This is a genomic window from Streptomyces sp. NPDC002403, assembly GCF_053593015.1.
In genome coordinates this window covers 1-16,856 of sequence record NZ_JBSFBQ010000097.1, presented here as the reverse complement: position 1 = coordinate 16,856, position 16,856 = coordinate 1, and the positions used below count along the sequence as shown (strand labels likewise).

The following is a 16,856-nucleotide window of genomic DNA, read 5'->3' as shown; positions in this document are numbered from 1 at the left end:
TGCCCTGGCGGAGAATCAGGAGGCCGTCGTCGCACAGCAGTTGGCCGAGAAGAGAGATCGTCCATGCAGCGAAAAGTCTCCGTCGCCCTGCTCAGCGCCGCCCTGCTGGTGGTCACCGCGACCGGCACCGCCCACGGCGCCTCCCCCGCCCCCGGTCAGCTGACCTCGCAGGACCTCACCGTCGACGGGGCGGGCTCGCCCCACTACCGCATCCCGGCACTCACCACCTCCGTCAAGGGCACGGTGCTCGCGGCCTACGACGCCCGCCCCACCCTCGGCGACCTGCCGGGCAACATCTCCGTCGTGCTGCGCCGCAGCACCGACAGCGGTGTGACCTGGCAGCCGCAGCAGGTGGTCCGCGCGGATGCCGCGCCCAAGGGCTACGGCGACCCGAGCCTGCTCGTGGACCGCACCACCGGCCGGATCTTCCTGTTCTACGCGGCCTCGGTGAACCAGGGCTTCTTCGGATCGGGCACCGGCAACGACGAGACCGACCCGAACGTCCTCCAGGCCGACTACAGCTACTCCGACGACGACGGGGTGACCTGGACCCATCGCCGTATCACCCGGCAGATCAAGGACCCTGCCTGGGCTGGCATGTTCGCGGCCTCCGGCGAGGGCATCCAGCTGCGCCGGGGCCCGTACAAGGGCCGGCTGATCCAGCAGTACGCCGTCCGCGTCAACGGCGCCAACTACGCGGCGAGCGCCTACAGCGACGACCACGGCGAGACATGGAGGATGGGCAATCCGGTCGGCCCCGGCGGCGACGAGAACAAGACCGTCGAGCTGTCCGACGGCAGGGTCATGCTCAACAACCGCTCGAAGCCGTACCGGACGGTCGCGTACTCCACCGACGGCGGGGTCAACTACACCCCGTTCGCCCAGGACACCCAGCTCACCGACCCGGCGAACAACGCCTCGGTGATGCGGTACGCCCCCGATGCCGCACCGTCGGACCCGCAGTCCTCGTGGCTGCTGTTCAGCAACACGGAGGACGCCTCGGCACGGCGCAACCTCACCGTGAAGATGTCCTGCGACAACGGGAAGACCTGGCCGATCCGGAAGGTCGTCGACCCGGGCGCCGCGGCCTACTCGACACTGACCCGGCTCGCGGACGGCCGCCTCGGGCTCCTCTACGAGCGGGCCGACTACCAGCACATCACCTACGCGTCCTTCGACCTGAAGTGGCTCGGCGGCACCTGCGCCGACATCACGATCACCCCGCCCGCGACGCTCAGGGCCGGAACCGGCGCCGAGGTGACGGTGCGGGTGGTCAACCGGATGGACGTACGACGTGACCGGGGCACCATGGATCTCACCGTGCCCGGCGGATGGACGACGGGCCAGGTCGTCGTCCCGGCGCTCAACCCGGGCCAGGGCGCCAATGTGAAGGTCCCGGTGACGGTCGCCGCGGGCGCCTCGGGCAGCGTCGCGCTCACCGCCACGTACCGGGCGAGCGGCAAGCAGGCGTCCGGCAGCGCGACGGTGACCGTGACCCCGTAGCGGCCCGGCCCTCCGGGAGGCGCCGCGTCCTGTCCCGCACCTGCCGCGCACGGGTGCGACGATGGGGGCTCCAGCACCTCCCGGAGCGTCGGAACAGGCGGTGGCACGGTGGCAGTGACGGGTTTACGCATCGGGGTGGTCGGCGGCAGCATCGCCGGCTGCGCCATGGCGATCGCGGGCGCGCGGGCCGGGGCGGACGTCACCGTCCACGAGCGCAGCGACGGCGCGTTGCAGGACCGGGGTTTCGGCATCGTCATCCCCCCGCCGCTCCATCAGGAGCTGGTCGCGGACGGGTATCTGGGCTCGGACATGCCGACGGCACCGGTCGCCACCCGGGTCTGGCTCGCCCGGGAGCCGGGACGGCGGTCGGCACGCGAGCTGGCACGGCAGCAGGCCCCGGTGACGGCGTGCAACTGGGGTCTGCTGTGGCGGGCGTTGCGCGCCCGCGCCGGGGACGGCACCTACCACCGCGGGCGGCCCGTCGGCTCCGTCGGGCGTACGGCCTCCGGCGGCGCCCTGATCCGTACGGCGGCAGGCGAGCGGGAATACGACATCGTCGTCGGGGCGGACGGGCACCGCTCCGTGACCCGCGACGCGCTCGCGCCCGGGGTGCGGCCGGTTCCCGCCGGGTATCGGGTCTGGCGGGGCACGATCCCGGCCGCCGCCCTCCGTGCCCATCCGGAGCAGCTGACGATGCTGGAGAGCGCCTGGGTCACCCTGGGCTTCCCCGGCGGACACGGTGTCTTCTACCTGATCCCGGGGGCGGCCGAGGGCTCGCGTCTGCTGGCGTACGCCGTCTACTCCTCTCCTCCGGCCGCCGACCTCCCGGTCTCCACCGCCTACGTGCGGCACATCGCCGAGGAGCACTTCCCCGCGGAGTGGGCCGACATCGTCGCCCGGGGCGAGCACACCGCCCAGGCGCTCCACCCGGTCGCCGACTTCGTGGTGCCCCGGGCGGCGGAACCCCCCTTCCTGCTGGCGGGCGACGCGGCGAGCGTGACCCGGCCGCACACCGCGAGCGGGGCGGTCAAGGCACTCCAGGACGCGCTGTGCCTGGAACGGTCGCTGCGCGCCTCCTCCTCGGCGGCCGAGGCCCTGCGCCGGTACGCGGACGAGCGTTCCGCCGAGGGGGCCCGCCTGGTCGGCCTCGGCCGCAGGCTGGGGCGCGCGTTGGTCGGGAACACGCCCGACTGGCCCGCGATGGGACCCGCCCAGGTGGAGGCGCTGAGCCGCGCCGCGCTGGACGGCGACGACAGCTATCTGTACGGCAGCGTCCAGCGGCAGCGGTGACCGGGCGGGGTCAGTGGCCGGGCCGTGCGGGCGGGGCCGCCCGGGCGGTCAGCGCGGCCATGTCCACGACCCGGTCGGCGGCCTCCGCCACGGCCGGGTCGTGCGTGGCGACGACCGTGACGCAGTCGTCCTGGCGGGTGCGTTCGGCGAGGAGCGCGGCCAGTTCGCCGGCCTGCGAGCGGTCGACGGCCGCCGTCGGTTCGTCGATCAGCAGCAGCTTCGGGGAGAGGAAGAGCGCACGGGCCAGGGCGACGCGCTGGCGTTCGCCGCCGGAGAGCTGTTCGGGGCGGTGGCGCAGGCGATGGCCCAGGCCCACCCGGGTCAGGGCCTCCCCGGCGCGGGAGCGGTGCGCGCGGGGGCGCCCGGCACTGATGTACACGGCGGCGAGCAGCTGGTCGACGGCGGTCAATCCGGAGAGCAGATTGCCGCTCTGGAACATGTAACCGATCCGTTCGCGGCGGGCCTCGGCGCGCCGGGCGTCGGAGAGCCCGGCGAGATCCTCGCCGTCCAGCAGGACCTGCCCGGCGGTGGGCCGCAGCAGCGCGCCCGCGACGGCGAGCAGTGTGGACTTCCCGGAGCCCGACGGGCCGACGAGGGCCGTCATGCGGCCGGGTTCGAAGGTGACGTCGAGGTCGTCGAAGACGGTGGTACGGGCGTCGGCCCGGCCGAACTCCACGGTGACGCCGGACAGTTCGAGGCTCATCGGTTGGCTCCCAGCATGGTCAGCGGGTCGGCTTTCGTCACCCGGCGCAGGGTCAGGGCGGTGCCCGCGAGGCCGACGGCCGCGACGGTGCACATGGTGGCGGCGAGGGTGGTGGCGGGCAGACTGAACGGCACCTTCTCGCCGACCAGCAGCCCGACCGCTCCGGCGAGCACGGCGCCGCCCGCGGTGCCGAGGACGACGACCAGGGCCGCCTGGAGCACGGTGTGGGCGAGCAGCCGCCGGCGGGAGGCGCCCATGGCCCGCAGCAGGGCGAGTTCGGGCTGCCGCTGCACGGTCCACACGGCGAAGAAGGCGCCGACCACGAGCGGGGCGATCAAGAAGAGGAAGACCTGGATCGAGCTCATGGTGACGCGCTCGCCGGTGTAGCCGGGGGCCGCCTCGTACGCCTCCTCCTTGGTGAGGGTGGTGGTGGAGTGCCGCTTGTCGAGAGTGGCGGCGGAGGTCCCGGCCGGCGGGGTGCGCAGGGCCAGGGCGCTGAACTGGCCGGGGATCGCGGCGGCGGAGGAGGCCGGGGCGCCGGGGGTGCTGAAGCGGATGCGCTGCCAGGTCTTCAGCGGGACGTAGGCGACGGGCACATGGCCGTAGCTGGAACGCTCGGTCAGCCCGATCACGTGCAGTTCGATGCCGAGCCGGTCGATGACGAGGGTGTCGCCGACGCGTACTCCCTCGTCGGCGAGCTTGGCGGACATCACGATGCTGTCCGCCGCCGCGCCGGCGAGGCCGTCGCCGTCGGTGGCCGAGGGGTCGAGGAAGGAGCCGGGCTCGACGCCGAAGGCGGCGAGGTCGACCTCGGCGCCCCGGTTCGTCGTGCCACGGGTGATGGAGACGCCCAGCGGGGTCGCGTCGGTGTCCGCGTCCGCGCGCCAGGCGGCAGCGGTCTTCTCGTCGAGGAGGCTGCGGGCGAACTGGTCGGACCGGGCGTCCGAGGAGAAGACCAGCTGCGCGGCCGGGAGGCGGCGCAGCGCGGAGACGGTGTCGTCCCCCAGGCCGGTGGTGAAGCCGGAGACGATGCCGACGAGCGCGGCGACGAGCACCACGACGGACCCCATGAGCAGGAAGCGCCCTCGGGCGGCGCGCAGCTCCAGCAGAGCGAGGAACACGGCGGTTCCCTTCGATGGATCGATGTTAGAGACGGTGTGTCGCCAACATAGATGATGGGGACGCCGCGTCCCCAAGTGGGGGTCGGTAGTACGCCGGGGCTTCTAGACTGGGCCGGTGCCAAGGATCAGTGCCGCCACGGTCGCCGAGCACCACGCCCAGCAACGGCTGGCCCTGGTGCGGGCGGCCCGTGCGCTGCTGGAGGGCGGCGACGCGGAGGCCGTGACCTTCACCGCGGTCGCCAGGGCCACGGGCCTCGCCCGCAACAGCGTGTACAAGTACTTCCCCGGCCGCCCCGAGCTGCTCGCCGCGGTCGTCGAGGACGCGATGCCCCGCTGGACGGAGGCCATCCGGGCCGGGATGTCGGCGGCCGGTACGCCCGAGGAGAAGATCGCCGCCTATGTGTCGTCCCAGCTGGAGCTGGTGCGCGGCGGCGAGCACCGGATCGCCCGGGCACTGGCCGCGGTGCGCGACGCGGCAGTGGTGCGGGAGAGCGCGGCGCGGGTCCACCGGGAGCTGCTCACCCCACTGACCGGTGCGCTGGGCGAGCTGGGCGAGGAGGACCCCCGGCGTACGGCGCTGCTCCTCCAGGGAATCGTCAACGCGGCCACGACGGCGATCGAGAACGGCGACGACCCCCGGGCGGTGACGGACCGGGCGGTCCGGATGGCCGTCACCGCGATCACCGGGGCGATCCCGGGGTGAGGAACCGGCGGACGCGCCGGCTACGGGACCGGTGACGGCTCCAGGCGGGTGCGGATGCCGTCGAAGTGGGTGCGCATGGCGCGTACCGCGCGTTCGCCGTCGGCCGCCGCGACCGCCTCGACGATCTCGCGGTGCTGGGCGCAGGTGGCCAGCGGGTCCTGATGGCCGTCGTCGAGGTCTTCGCGCACCCGGTCCATGGCCGCCCAGAAGGCGTCGAGCACCTCGCTGAGCAGGTGGTTGTCGAGCGAGGCATAGAGCGCGAGGTGGAAGGCGCGGTCGGTGCCGCGCGCCACCCGGCCGCCGTCGCGGGCCTCGTCCTCCATCCTCGCGACGAGACCACGCAGCACGCCGAGGTCCTCGCCGGGAATCCCGGCGGTGACCGCGCCGACCAGGCCGGCCTCCAGCGCCTCCCGCACCTTCATCAGCTCGAAGAGACCCGGTTCGCCCCGCCGGTGGCGTACGGCGGCCCGGAAGGCGAGCCCCTCGGCGAAGGGCGAGAGGGAGAGCGAGCCGACGAAGGTGCCGTAGCCGCGGCGGATCTCCACGGCGTTGACGGCCTGGAGCGCCTTGAGGGCCTCGCGCACCGACACCCGGCCGGCCCCGAAGAGCTCCATCAGCTCCGCCTCGGTGGGCAGCGCGTCACCGGGGCCGAGTCTGCGTTCCAGGATCAGTTCCTTGAGCCGGCGCTCTATGTCCTGAGCCATGGTGGGGCGCGCCACAACATCCTCCCGAGGTGCGATTGCCCCTTGACCGGTCACAGGAGCATCCGTTTATGGTGAGTCAGACATAGGACATCTTACGTCTCACGTCTCGATCCGTGCAGCTGTCTCGGGCCACGGATCGGTGCATCGACCGAGCTGGAGCCCTCACCATGTCCCTCACCGCACCGCTGCACGGCGTCGTCCCGCCGGTCTGCACCCCGCTCGACCCCCGGGGGGAGGTCGACACCGCGTCCCTCGCCCGGCTCGTCGACCACCTCATCGGCGGCGGTGTGCACGGGCTGTTCGCGCTCGGGTCCACCAGCGAGGTCGCGTACCTCACCGACGAGCAGCGCGCCACGGCGCTGGAGACCGTGGTCGACGTGACCGACGGCAGGGTTCCGGTGCTGGCCGGTGTCATCGACACCACCACCGCACGGGTCGTCGAGCACGCCCGCTCCGCCGCCGCACTGGGCGCGGACGCCCTGGTCGCGACCGCGCCGTTCTACACCCGCACCCACGGCAAGGAGATCGCCCAGCACTTCCGGCGGCTGCGCTCGGCCGTCGACCTGCCGCTGTTCGCGTACGACATCCCGGTCGCCGTGCACAGCAAGCTCTCCCCCGCGCTGGTGCGCGAGCTCGCCGAGGACGGCACGCTGGCCGGCCTCAAGGACAGCAGCGGCGACGAGGGCGGACTGCGCCGCCTGATCGTCGCGCTGGGCGGCCGCGAGGGCCGCGCGAACGGCCCGGCGCCCCGCTTCAGCATTCTCACCGGTTCCGAACTCACCGTGGACGCCGCCCTGTTGGCCGGGGCCGACGGTGTCGTGCCGGGCATCGGCAATGTCGACCCGGCCGGTTACGTACGGCTCTACGACGCCGCGCGGGCCGGGAACTGGGAGCTGGCCGCACAAGAGCAGGAGCGGCTCGTCGAGCTGTTCGCCATGGTCGACGCGGGCCCGGAGGCGGACATGGGCCGCAGCTCCTCGGCGCTCGGCTCCTTCAAGGCGGCGCTCCAGCTGCTCGGCGTCATCGACTGCGGCGACACCGCCTTCCCGCAGATCCGGCTGAGCGCCGAGTCCGTCGCCCTGGTCTCCCGGCGCCTGCGCGCCGCCGGCCTGCCGCCGGTCCGATGAGCGGGAGCTCCCGGCCGTCCGCCGGAACGGGTACCGCGGTGATCGGGCTCGACCTCGGCGGTACGAAGATCGCCGCCGCGCTCCTCGGCCCCGACGGCACGGTCCTGTCCCGGCACACCCGGCCCACCCCGGCCCGCGACGGCGCGGCGGCCGTGCTGGACGCACTCGCCGGGGCCGCCGCGGCCGTCGATCCGGGGCGGCTGGCCACGGCGCTCGGCGTCGCGGCGGCCGGTGTCGTCGATCCCCGTACCGGCATGGTCACCAGCGCCACCGACTCCATCCGCGGCTGGGCGGGCACCGCCCTGGGCGCCGGCCTCGCCGAACGCACCGGGTACCCGGTGGCCTGCGACAACGACGTACGCGCCACGGCGGGGCCGGAGCTCGCTGCCCTGACCGCCCGGCACCCGGGACGCGGATCGCTGCTGTTCGTGGCGGTCGGTACAGGGGTGGGCGGCGCGATCGCCGTCGACGGGCGGATGCTGCACGGCGCCGCCGGGCTCGCCGGCCATCTCGGCCATCTGCCCAGCCCCGGTGCCGCCGGACTGCCCTGCACCTGCGGGGCCGCCGGGCATCTGGAGGTCATCGCCTCCGGGCCCGGCATCGCCGCCCACTACGAGCGGCTGACCGGCGCCCCCGTGGACCGGCTCGAAACCGTCGCCGCCCGCGCCGGGCAGGGCGACGCGGCGGCCGTCCTCGCCATCACCACCGGCGCGGCCGCCACCGGCCAGGTGCTCGGCGGGCTCGCCAACGCGCTGGGGCCCGACCGGGTCGTCGTCGGCGGCGGTGTGCCGCGGATCGGCCCGCTGTACGGGGACGCCCTGGCCGCCGCCTTCACCGCGGAGCTGATGCCGCCGTTGCGCGACCTCGTGCCCCGGGCACCCCTGTTCGGCGCCGACGCGGCGGTGCTCGGCGCCGCCGCCCTGACCACCACACTTCCCCTCCACCACCCGGGAGTCCTTCGATGACCGCTCAGGAACTGGCCGCCTCCCTCCGGGGCAAGCTGATCGTGTCCTGCCAGGCACCCCCCGGCGACCCGATGCGGGAGACCGGCACCCTGGTCCGGCTCGCCCGCTCGGCCGTCGCCGGAGGCGGCGCCGCGATCCGTGCCAACGAGCCGGAGGTCGTCGCCGCGATCACCGAGGCCGTGGACCTTCCGGTCATCGGCCTGTGGAAGGACGGCGACGTCGGCGTCTACATCACCCCGACCGTCCGGCACGCCCTGGCGATCGTCGAGGCCGGCGCCGATGTCGTCGCCGCCGATGCCACCGACCGGCCGCGCCCCGACGGCTCCACCTTCGCCGAGCTGGTCGCGGCGGTGCACGGGGCGGGCGCCCTGGTGATGGCCGATGTCGCCACGCTCGCCGAGGGCGTCGCGGCGGCCGGGCAGGGCGCGGACTTCGTCTCCACCACCCTCTCCGGCTATGTGCCGGGCACCCCGGAGCAGACCGGCCCCGATCTCGGGCTGGTCGCCGAACTCGCCGCCGCGATCGACGTCCCGGTGGTCGCCGAGGGCCGGATCAACACCCCCGGGGAAGCCGCCGAAGCCCTGGCACGCGGCGCCCACAGCGTCGTCGTCGGTACCGCCATCACGGCACCCACCGCCCTGACCGCCCGATTCGTCGCGGGCATCGCCCGGCCCTGACCTTCCCCCACCACGCGGGCCGGCCGCTCAACGACGAGCGCCGTCCCGCATCCTGGAGTCACCGTGCAGACCACATCACCCGCCAAGCTCCCCTGGTACCGAGAAGTGAGCGGTACCCAGTGGAAGTCGTTCTTCGCCGCCTGGATCGGCTACGTCCTCGACGGCTTCGACTTCGTGCTGATCACTCTCGTGCTCACCGAGATCAGTGACGACTTCGGGCTGAGCACGGTGCAGGCCGCCAGCCTGATCTCCGGTGCGTTCATCACCCGCTGGCTGGGCGGTGCGGTGCTCGGTGCCATCGGCGACCGGTACGGCCGCAAGCTCTCCATGGTCCTGAGCATCCTGCTGTACTCGCTCGGCACCTTCGCCTGCGGATTCGCCTGGAACTACCAGAGCCTGTTCGCCGCCCGGCTCGCCATCGGCATGGGCATGGCCGGTGAGTACAGCGCCAGCGCCACGTACGTCATGGAGAGCTGGCCCGCCAGGCTCCGCAGCCGGGCCAGCGGCTTCCTGATCTCCGGTTTCTCCGTCGGCTCGGTGCTCGCCGCGCAGGTCTACAACTGGGTGGTGCCCTCGCTCGGCTGGCGGTGGATGTTCTATCTCGGCCTGATACCGATCGCCATCGCGCTGTGGATGCGACGGGCGCTGCCGGAGGCCGAGGAGTGGACGGAGAGCGTCGGGGACAAGGGCGCCAAGCCCAATCCGTTCCGGCCGCTGTTCGCGGGCCGGGGCCGGGCCGTGGTCAATACGGTCCTGGTGGCCGTCGCCACCGTCGCGCTCTTCCTGGTCTTCACCCCGGGCGGCGCCGGAATGGTCCCCGTGCTCTCGGTGGTCGCCGGGCTGGCGCTCGCCGCGATCGCCGTGCAGATGGGCGGGAAGCGCGGCTGGGTGCTGTATCTGTCGATGATCGTGACGCTGTTCTTCGCGTTCCTCTACTCGTGGCCGATCCAGGCACTGCTGCCCACGTATCTGAAGACCGAGCTCGGCTACTCCACCGACCAGGTCACCGACGTCCTGTACTTCGCGGGCTTCGGGACTATGGCCGGCTGCTGGACCGCGGGCTTCCTCGGTGACCGGATCGGCGCGAAGAAGGCGTACGCGCTGACGCTGCTCGCCTCGCTGGCCTTCGTCTATCCGGTCTTCGCCGTGCACGACAACCTCCTGCTGCTCGGCATCCTGCTCTTCCTGCTGCAGGCGACCAGCTTCGGCATCTCGGGGCTGCTGCCCCGCTACATCGGCGGGCACTTCCCGACGGAGAGCAGGGGCGCGGCGCTCGGCTTCACGTACAACGTGGGGGCGCTGGGCGGTGCGGTGGCTCCGGTGCTGGGGGCGCATCTGGCGTCCGGGATGGATCTGGGGCAGGCGCTGGCGGTGCTGACCTTCGCGGGCACGGTGATCGTGGTGCTGCTGGTCGGGTTCGACGTACCGGCCCGGCTGAACCGGCTGACCGACCCGGATGCCGAGCGGGACCATCTCGCGGTGGTGCCGGCTGCGGAGCGGGGCGGGTCCTCACGCACGACGACCGCCTGCTGACGCCACGGGAATCGCGCGAGCGGCCGGCCGTCGCGGACCGATCGCGTCCGGGGGCGAGGGCACGGGGCGTCTCCGCACCACCGGCCGGCAGCGAACTCCGGGGCGGTGGGCGCCACGCGTCCCACCGCCCCCGCCGGGCGGACGTCAGGCCGCGATGCGCTCGAAGACGGCGGCGAGGCCCTGCCCACCGCCGATGCACATGGTCTCCAGGCCGTACCGGGCCTCGCGGCGGTGCAGTTCACGGGTGAGCGTGGCGAGGATACGGGCGCCGGTGGCGCCGACCGGGTGGCCGAGGGAGACGCCGGAGCCGTTGACGTTGATGCGCTGCTCGTGGTCCTTCTCGCCGAGCCCCAGCTCCCGGGTGCAGGCGAGCACCTGGACGGCGAAGGCCTCGTTGAGCTCGATCAGGTCGAGGTCGGCGAGGGTGAGTCCGGCGCGTTCGAGGGCGGCCCGGGTCGCCGGGACGGGGCCGATGCCCATCGTGGCGGCGGGCACCCCTGCACGGGCGAAGGAGACCAGCCGGACCAGCGGGGTGAGGCCGAGGCGTTCGGCGGTGGCCGCGCCGGTGACCAGGCAGGCGGCGGCCGCGTCGTTCTGGCCGCTGGCATTGCCCGCGGTGACGGTCGCCTCCGGGTCGGACTTCGCCATGACCGGGCGCAGCGCGGCGAGTTGTCCGGCGGTGGTGTCGGGGCGGGGGTGCTCGTCGGTGGTGACGACGGTCTCGCCCTCGCGGGTGCGTACGGTGACGGGGACGGTCTCCGCGTCGTACCGGCCCTCCGCCGCGGCGCGGCCGGCGCGCTGCTGGGAGCGCAGGGCGAGGGCGTCCTGGTCGGCGCGGCCGATGCCGTAGGAGCGCCGGAGGTTCTCGGCGGTCTCGATCATGCCGCCCGGCACGGGGTGGTTGGCGCCGCCCGCGGTGACCCTGCCCCGGGCCAGCGAGTCGTGGAGCTGGAGGCCGGGGCCCTTGATGCCCCAGCGTCCCTCGTGCGTGTAGTACGGGGCACCGCTCATCACGTCGACCCCGCCCGCGATCACGACCTCGCTGAATCCGGCCCGGATCTGCATCGCCGCGTCGAGCACGGCCTGCAGGCCCGATCCGCAGCGGCGGTCGACCTGGGAGCCGGTGACGGTCTCGGGCAGTCCGGCGTCGAGCGCGGCGACCCGGCCGATGGCGGGGGCCTCGGCCGACGGGTAGGAGTGCCCCAGGATCACCTCGTCGACGGCGGCGGGGTCGATCCCGGTACGGGCCACGACCTCGGCGATGACGCGTGCGGCGAGCGCGGCCGGCGTCTGCTGTGCGAACACTCCGCCGAAGCGGCCGATGGGGGTGCGCAGTGGTTCGCAGATGACGACATCGAGCTGCTGATCGGGCACGGCGTGACCTTTCGGGGACGAGTGCGTGTGCCGCCGACCCTTGCACCCGGCGACTGAGTCGGTCCAATATCCAGTTCGCCCTGGTTCAAGACGTGGCGCGTCTCAGTTCATGCTCGCGGAGGCCGGGTCCCGGGCCGGGCGCGACGGCGTGGGCAGGGCCTCCTCCGCCACCGCCAGCACCGCCCGCAGCGCGGCGGAGGGATTGTCGGCCCGCCAGGCCAGCGCCGCCTGGAGCCGGATCGGCGGGCCGGCCAGGGGCCGGTAGACGAGGCCGTTCTGCTGGATGTGCTGGACGGAGGTGACGGTGAGCGTGACCCCGACGCCCGCGGCGACCAGCGCCAGGATGGTGTACGAGTCCGGCGCCTCCTGGACCACCCGGGGGTTGAACCCGGCGGCCTCGCAGGCCCCGACCATCGCGTCGCGCACGGTGGAGCCGGTGTTGACGGGGAAGGAGACGAAGTGCTCCTCGGCCAGAACGCCGACGGGGACGCTCTCCAGCCTGGCGAGCGGGTGGTCGAAGGGCAGCGCGCACACCAGCTCCTCCTCGTCGACCACCCGGTACGCCACGCCCGGCCGGGTCACCGGCAGCCGGACGAACCCCAGGTCCAGCGAGCCGTCGGCGACCCGGTCGAGGGCGACGTTGGCGTAGGTCTGCCCCCTCATGACCAGTTCGAGAGCGGGGTGGGCGGCGCGCACGGCACGGGTGAGGAGCGGCAGCGTCTCGTGGCTGGAGGCGCCCGCGAAGCCGAGGGTGACCCGCCCGTACTCGCCGCGGCCCGCCGCCCTCGCGGCGCGCACCGCCGCGTCGAGATCGTCGAGCACGGTCCGTACCGGCTGGAGGAAGGACTCCCCCGCGCTGGTGAGCCGCACCGACCGGGTGTTGCGTTCGAAGAGCTGGACGCCCAGCTCCTTCTCCAGCCGGCGGATCTGCTGGCTCAGCGGCGGCTGCGCCATCTGCAGCCGCTTCGCGGCCCGTCCGAAGTGCAGTTCCTCGGCCACGGCGACGAACGCGGACAGGTGACGCAGCTCCATGCCCGCCCCTTCGGCCGATTCATTGCTCAAGTGTCTTGATGCGACCTTAATTCGGTATTGGACAGCAATCAATGGCCGCTGACACGGTGGGGTGACGCGCCTGCCCAGGACACGCCAGCAGAGCCGGAGGAGCACCGTGGCCACGACGGACCGGAAAGACAAGTCGATGTCGATGAAGGCGGCCGTCGCCGCCTTCGTCCACGACGGCGCCACCGTCTGTCTCGAAGGCTTCACCCATCTCGTCCCGACCGCCGCGGGTCACGAGATCATCCGCCAGGGCCGCCGCGACCTCACCGTGGTCCGGATGACCGCGGACATCGTGGTGGACCAGATGATCGCCGCGGGCTGTGTGTCGCGGCTGGTCTCCTCCTTCGTGGGCAATTCCTCCGCCGGGTCGCTCGGCGAACTGCGCCGCCGCGTCGAGACCGGCGAACCGGCGCCGCTCGCCTTCGAGGAGTACAGCCACTACGGAATGATCTGCCGCTATCTGGCCGGCGCCCAGCGCCTGCCGTTCCACCCGCTGCGCAGCTACGGAGGCAGCGATCTGCCGTCCGTCAACAGCGATCTGCGCAAGGTCGCTTCGCCCTATCCCGGCCCGGACGGCGAGCCCGAGCAGATCTATGTCGTACCGCCCGTCAATCCCGATGTGACGATCATCCACGCCCAGCGCGCCGACCGCGGCGGCAACACCCAGATCTGGGGCCTGACCGGCATCCAGGCCGAGGCGGTGTACGCGGCGGACAGGGCGATCGTCGTCGTGGAGGAGATCGTCGACGACGAGGTGATCCGCTCGGACCCCAACCGCACGCTCGTCCCCGCCCACGCGGTCGACGCGGTCGTCGTCTGTCCGCGCGGCGCCCACCCCTCCTTCGCCCAGGGGTACTACGACCGGGACAACGCCTTCTACCGCGCCTGGTCGCACATCGGCAAGGACCCGCAGCGGCTCCGGGAGTGGCTGGCCGAGTGGGTGCTCGGGACGGCCGACCACGCGGAGTACGTCGACAAGCTCGGTGAGGAGTACTGGGCGGGCCTGGCGGTCGGCGAGGCGCTGAGCCGGCCGGTGAACTACGGGCGGCGGCTGTGAACGGACGGAACGGACCGGCGACGGAACAGGAGAGAGAACGCCCCATGACCACCACCGCACCGGACACCGTCACCTCGTCGGAGCTGCTCTCCGTCGTCGCCTCCCGTGAACTGGCCGCACGCCGCACCGTGTTCGCCGGTATCGGCCTGCCGACGCTCGCCACCGAACTGGCGCATCTGACGGTCGCCCCGCAGATCGAGGTGGTGTACGAGTCCGGGGTGTGCGGCGCCCACCCCTCGCACCTGCCGGAGACCATCGCCGACGCGGTCCTGATCACCGGTGCCGAGGCGGTGCTGTCGATGCCCGCGCTCTTCGGCTGTGTCCTCCAGGGCGGCCATATCGACGTGGGCTTCCTGGGCGCCGCGCAGATCGACCGGTGGGGCAACCTCAACACGTCCGTGATCGGCGACTGGGACAGCCCCTCGGTCCGGCTGCCCGGCTCGGGCGGCGGCATCGAGGTGATGGCCAACTCCCGTGAGGTCTTCGTCGTGATGCGCCGCCACGACCCGCGCTCCTTCCCGAGAACCCTCGACTTCTGCACCACACCCGGCCCCGACCGGGCGCTCGCCGAGGGCATCCGTCCGCTGGGTGCCGGCGTCACCCGGGTCGTCACCGAACTGGGCATCCTGGCCCGCGCGGGCATCGGCGAGGAGCTGAGGCTGGTGGCCGTCCACCCCGGTGTCACCGTCGAGCAGGTACGGGCGGCCACCGGCTGGGAGCTGGAGGTGGCCGGCACGGTCGGGACCGTACCGCCGCCGACCGGGGCCGAACTCCGGCTGCTGCGCGAGGACGTGGACCCGGACCGCGTCTATCTTCGCTGAGGGCTGTCCCGTACACCCCTTGGACCGATCACCTGTCACACGCCGAGAGGACCGCAACCGCCATGCGTATCAGGATCGTCGGCGCCGGGGCCATGGGCCGCGGCATCGCCCAGTGGGCGGCCACCGCCGGACACACCGTCGAGCTGTGCGACGTGCGCACGGAGGCCGTGACGGCCGCCGTGGACTTCGTACGGTCCATGCTCGAACGGGCGGTCCAGAAGGGCCGGATGTCCGACGGGGACCGCACCGCCGCCCTGGCGCGGCTGGTCCCGCTCGACGACCCGTGGGCGCAGGGCCCGGACGTCGAGCTGGTCATCGAGGCGGTGCGGGAGGATCTCGGCACCAAGACGGAGGTCTTCGGCAGGCTGGAGCGGGCGCTGCCCGCCACGGCCGTCTTCGCGACCAACACCTCGTCCCTGTCGGTCACCCGGATCGCCGCGGCGCTGAAGGACCCGACGCGTCTGGCCGGGCTGCACTTCTTCAACCCGGTGCCGCTGATGAGGATCGTCGAGGTCGTGCCCGGCGCTGCCACCCGCCCGGAGATCCCGCCGGCCCTCACCGCGCTCGTCGAGAGCTGCGGCCACCGCGCGGTCACCGTCGCCGACACCCCCGGCTTCCTGGTCAACCACGCCGGGCGCGGTCTGGTGACCGAGGCGCTCGCGCTGCTGGAGGAGACGGTCGCCGGCCCGGCGGACATCGACCGGATCGCCCGCGATGTCCTGGGCCTTCGGATGGGCCCGTTCGAGCTGATGGACCTCACCGGGCTGGATGTGACGGCCGCGGTGATCGACTCGATCTGGCAGGGCTTCCGGTACGCGGACCGGCTCCGCCCCTCCTACCTCACCCCGAACCGGGTGGCGGCCGGGCTGCACGGCCGCAAGACCGGGCACGGCTGGTACGCGTACGCTCCCGAGGCGCCCGCCCCCGCCCCGGAGCCGCCGGTCACCGGCGACGCGGACCGCCCGGTCTTCGTCCACGGCACCGCGGGGCAGGACCGGGACGCGGCCGAGCTGCGGGCGGCGCTGACCGCCGCGGGCGCCGTCGTCGAGACCGGCACCGGTCCGTCCGCCGATGCCCTGGTGCTCGCTGCGGTCTGGGGCACCTCGGTGGCCGGGGCGGTCGCCGGGCACGGCCTGCCCGCGGGCCGCACCTTCGGCGTGGACCCGCTGCCCGCGGCCGGCCGGCGCCGGGTGCTGGCCGTGACCCCGGCGGCGGACCCGGCCGCCGCCCGCGACGCCCGCGCGGTGCTGGCCCGCGCGGCACAGGGCGACGAGCCGTGGGCGGTCTCGGTGGTGCGGGACACCGCGGGCTCGGTCGCCCAGCGGCTGCTCGCCTCGATCGTGTCGGTCGCGGCGGGCATCGCGGAGCGCTCCATCGCCGCCCCCGCCGACATCGATCTGGCCGTCACCGCCGGGCTGGGCTACCCCGTCGGGCCGCTGGCCTGGGGCGACCGGATCGGCGCGGAGCGGATGCTGGAGCTGCACCGGGCCCTGCACCGCACCACGGGCGATCCGCGTCATCGCCCGAGCCGCTGGGTCACCGAGCGCGCCCTGCTCGGCCTCGCGCTGACGGACCCGGGCACGTCGCCCGCCGACTGCGCGGCGTCCTCGTAGCGGCACGTACGGGGGTGCCGCCGGCCGCCCGCGGCACCCCCGTGAGCGCCCGTCCCGGCGGATGTCCGTTTCGTACAAGACCCGCGCCGGGACCCGGCATACGGTCGGGGACATGACTCCACGCATGGACGCGATCGGCATCGTCACGGCGGACCTGGCCGCATCGCTCACCTTCTACCGCCGGCTCGGCCTCGGCATCCCCGCCGGTGCGGAATCCGCGCCCCATGTCGAAGTGACGCTCCCGGGCGGGCAGCGGCTGCTCTGGGACACCGAGGAGGTCATCCGCTCGTTCGACCCCGGATGGACCGCACCGGCCGGCGGGGACCGCCTCTCACTGGCCTTCCTGTGCGACAGCCCGGCGGAGGTGGACGCGGTGTACGAGGACCTGACCGGTGCGGGATACCGGGGGCATCTGAAGCCGTGGGACGCGGTGTGGGGGCAGCGCTATGCGACGGTCCTCGACCCGGACGGCTGCTCGGTGTCGTTGTTCGCCGCCAACGGCTGAGAGGCTGTCGGGTGACGCGATGTCTCACAATTCCTCCGTACGAACGGTCAGGGTCGGGACGGACGGTCGGGTGGGGGCGGACGGCCGGTATGGGGCGGGAC

Annotated in this window: 16 protein-coding genes; 11 read left to right on the top strand and 5 right to left on the bottom strand. The window is 73.4% G+C overall.

Annotation, left to right across the window (positions count from 1 at the left end):
- The first annotated feature begins 63 nt into the window (after window positions 1–63).
- Both ACWCPY_RS41575 and ACWCPY_RS41570 read left to right on the top strand, forming a co-directional pair.
- Window positions 64–1,503 carry an exo-alpha-sialidase gene (locus ACWCPY_RS41575; protein WP_451274167.1) on the top strand — a complete coding sequence of 480 codons (1,440 nt, stop codon included), beginning with the start codon at window positions 64–66 and terminating at the stop codon, window positions 1,501–1,503.
- Between the two features lie 108 nt (window positions 1,504–1,611).
- The gene (locus tag ACWCPY_RS41570) at window positions 1,612–2,793 is read left to right on the top strand and encodes an FAD-dependent monooxygenase (RefSeq protein WP_451274165.1); all 1,182 of its coding nucleotides are present in this window, start codon (window positions 1,612–1,614) and stop codon (window positions 2,791–2,793) included.
- Between the two features lie 10 nt (window positions 2,794–2,803).
- On the opposite strand, the gene ACWCPY_RS41565 is transcribed toward ACWCPY_RS41570, so the two are convergent.
- Window positions 2,804–3,496, bottom strand: a complete 693-nt coding sequence (locus ACWCPY_RS41565; RefSeq protein WP_451274163.1) for an ABC transporter ATP-binding protein — start codon at window positions 3,494–3,496, stop codon at window positions 2,804–2,806.
- On the bottom strand, window positions 3,493–4,617 hold the full coding sequence (locus tag ACWCPY_RS41560) for an ABC transporter permease (RefSeq protein WP_451274161.1): 1,125 nt from the start codon (window positions 4,615–4,617) through the stop codon (window positions 3,493–3,495). Before ACWCPY_RS41560 ends, ACWCPY_RS41565 begins: the two co-directional genes overlap by 4 nt.
- A gap of 115 nt (window positions 4,618–4,732) precedes the next feature.
- On the opposite strand from ACWCPY_RS41560, the gene ACWCPY_RS41555 reads away from it, so the two are divergent.
- Window positions 4,733–5,320, top strand: a complete 588-nt coding sequence (locus tag ACWCPY_RS41555; RefSeq protein ID WP_451274159.1) for a TetR/AcrR family transcriptional regulator — start codon at window positions 4,733–4,735, stop codon at window positions 5,318–5,320.
- Window positions 5,321–5,340: 20 nt separating this feature from the next.
- Here ACWCPY_RS41555 and ACWCPY_RS41550 read toward each other — a convergent pair whose 3' ends face one another.
- A complete protein-coding gene (locus ACWCPY_RS41550) occupies window positions 5,341–6,039 on the bottom strand; it encodes a FadR/GntR family transcriptional regulator (RefSeq protein WP_451274157.1) in 699 nt (232 codons plus the stop codon).
- 152 nt (window positions 6,040–6,191) lie between these two features.
- On the opposite strand from ACWCPY_RS41550, the gene ACWCPY_RS41545 reads away from it, so the two are divergent.
- The 4 genes from ACWCPY_RS41545 (at window position 6,192) to ACWCPY_RS41530 (ending at window position 10,326) form a co-directional block, all read left to right on the top strand.
- On the top strand, window positions 6,192–7,151 hold the full coding sequence (locus ACWCPY_RS41545; protein WP_451274155.1) for a dihydrodipicolinate synthase family protein: 960 nt from the start codon (window positions 6,192–6,194) through the stop codon (window positions 7,149–7,151).
- Window positions 7,148–8,116 (top strand): ROK family protein, encoded by a 969-nt coding sequence (locus ACWCPY_RS41540; RefSeq protein WP_451274153.1) that lies wholly within the window; start codon window positions 7,148–7,150, stop codon window positions 8,114–8,116. The genes ACWCPY_RS41545 and ACWCPY_RS41540 overlap by 4 nt, the downstream gene beginning before the upstream one ends.
- Complete coding sequence (locus ACWCPY_RS41535; protein ID WP_451274151.1) at window positions 8,113–8,793, top strand: N-acetylmannosamine-6-phosphate 2-epimerase; 681 nt, start codon at window positions 8,113–8,115, stop codon at window positions 8,791–8,793. The genes ACWCPY_RS41540 and ACWCPY_RS41535 overlap by 4 nt, the downstream gene beginning before the upstream one ends.
- A gap of 63 nt (window positions 8,794–8,856) precedes the next feature.
- Window positions 8,857–10,326, top strand: coding sequence for a sialate:H+ symport family MFS transporter (locus ACWCPY_RS41530; RefSeq protein ID WP_451274149.1), 1,470 nt, complete (start codon window positions 8,857–8,859; stop codon window positions 10,324–10,326).
- 144 nt (window positions 10,327–10,470) lie between these two features.
- Here the strand turns inward: ACWCPY_RS41530 and ACWCPY_RS41525 are convergent, their stop codons facing one another.
- Together ACWCPY_RS41525 and ACWCPY_RS41520 are read right to left on the bottom strand one after the other, a co-directional pair.
- Window positions 10,471–11,700, bottom strand: coding sequence for an acetyl-CoA C-acetyltransferase (locus tag ACWCPY_RS41525; protein ID WP_451274147.1), 1,230 nt, complete (start codon window positions 11,698–11,700; stop codon window positions 10,471–10,473).
- 102 nt (window positions 11,701–11,802) lie between these two features.
- The gene (locus tag ACWCPY_RS41520; RefSeq protein ID WP_451274145.1) at window positions 11,803–12,732 is read right to left on the bottom strand and encodes a LysR family transcriptional regulator; all 930 of its coding nucleotides are present in this window, start codon (window positions 12,730–12,732) and stop codon (window positions 11,803–11,805) included.
- A gap of 166 nt (window positions 12,733–12,898) precedes the next feature.
- On the opposite strand from ACWCPY_RS41520, the gene ACWCPY_RS41515 reads away from it, so the two are divergent.
- The 4 genes from ACWCPY_RS41515 to ACWCPY_RS41500 all read left to right on the top strand — a co-directional run bounded on the left by ACWCPY_RS41515 (window position 12,899) and on the right by ACWCPY_RS41500 (window position 16,755).
- A complete protein-coding gene (locus ACWCPY_RS41515; protein WP_451274169.1) occupies window positions 12,899–13,816 on the top strand; it encodes a CoA transferase subunit A in 918 nt (305 codons plus the stop codon).
- A gap of 44 nt (window positions 13,817–13,860) precedes the next feature.
- The gene (locus ACWCPY_RS41510) at window positions 13,861–14,637 is read left to right on the top strand and encodes a CoA-transferase subunit beta (RefSeq protein WP_451274143.1); all 777 of its coding nucleotides are present in this window, start codon (window positions 13,861–13,863) and stop codon (window positions 14,635–14,637) included.
- Between the two features lie 62 nt (window positions 14,638–14,699).
- Window positions 14,700–16,250, top strand: coding sequence for a 3-hydroxyacyl-CoA dehydrogenase (locus ACWCPY_RS41505; protein ID WP_451274141.1), 1,551 nt, complete (start codon window positions 14,700–14,702; stop codon window positions 16,248–16,250).
- Between the two features lie 61 nt (window positions 16,251–16,311).
- Window positions 16,312–16,755 carry a VOC family protein gene (locus ACWCPY_RS41500; RefSeq protein WP_451274139.1) on the top strand — a complete coding sequence of 148 codons (444 nt, stop codon included), beginning with the start codon at window positions 16,312–16,314 and terminating at the stop codon, window positions 16,753–16,755.
- Window positions 16,756–16,856 lie beyond the last annotated feature (101 nt).

What these genes read in the sequence shown, in the direction of transcription:
- ACWCPY_RS41575 (WP_451274167.1), top strand. Translation starts at nt 64, where the DNA reads ATGCAGCGAAAAGTCTCCGTCGCCCTGCTCAGCGCCGCCCTGCTGGTG.
- ACWCPY_RS41565 (WP_451274163.1), bottom strand. Translation starts at nt 3,496, where the DNA reads ATGAGCCTCGAACTGTCCGGCGTCACCGTGGAGTTCGGCCGGGCCGAC.
- ACWCPY_RS41545 (WP_451274155.1), top strand. Translation starts at nt 6,192, where the DNA reads ATGTCCCTCACCGCACCGCTGCACGGCGTCGTCCCGCCGGTCTGCACC.
- ACWCPY_RS41540 (WP_451274153.1), top strand. Translation starts at nt 7,148, where the DNA reads ATGAGCGGGAGCTCCCGGCCGTCCGCCGGAACGGGTACCGCGGTGATC.
- ACWCPY_RS41535 (WP_451274151.1), top strand. Translation starts at nt 8,113, where the DNA reads ATGACCGCTCAGGAACTGGCCGCCTCCCTCCGGGGCAAGCTGATCGTG.
- ACWCPY_RS41520 (WP_451274145.1), bottom strand. Translation starts at nt 12,732, where the DNA reads ATGGAGCTGCGTCACCTGTCCGCGTTCGTCGCCGTGGCCGAGGAACTG.
- ACWCPY_RS41515 (WP_451274169.1), top strand. Translation starts at nt 12,899, where the DNA reads ATGTCGATGAAGGCGGCCGTCGCCGCCTTCGTCCACGACGGCGCCACC.
- ACWCPY_RS41510 (WP_451274143.1), top strand. Translation starts at nt 13,861, where the DNA reads ATGACCACCACCGCACCGGACACCGTCACCTCGTCGGAGCTGCTCTCC.
- ACWCPY_RS41505 (WP_451274141.1), top strand. Translation starts at nt 14,700, where the DNA reads ATGCGTATCAGGATCGTCGGCGCCGGGGCCATGGGCCGCGGCATCGCC.
- ACWCPY_RS41500 (WP_451274139.1), top strand. Translation starts at nt 16,312, where the DNA reads ATGTCCGTTTCGTACAAGACCCGCGCCGGGACCCGGCATACGGTCGGG.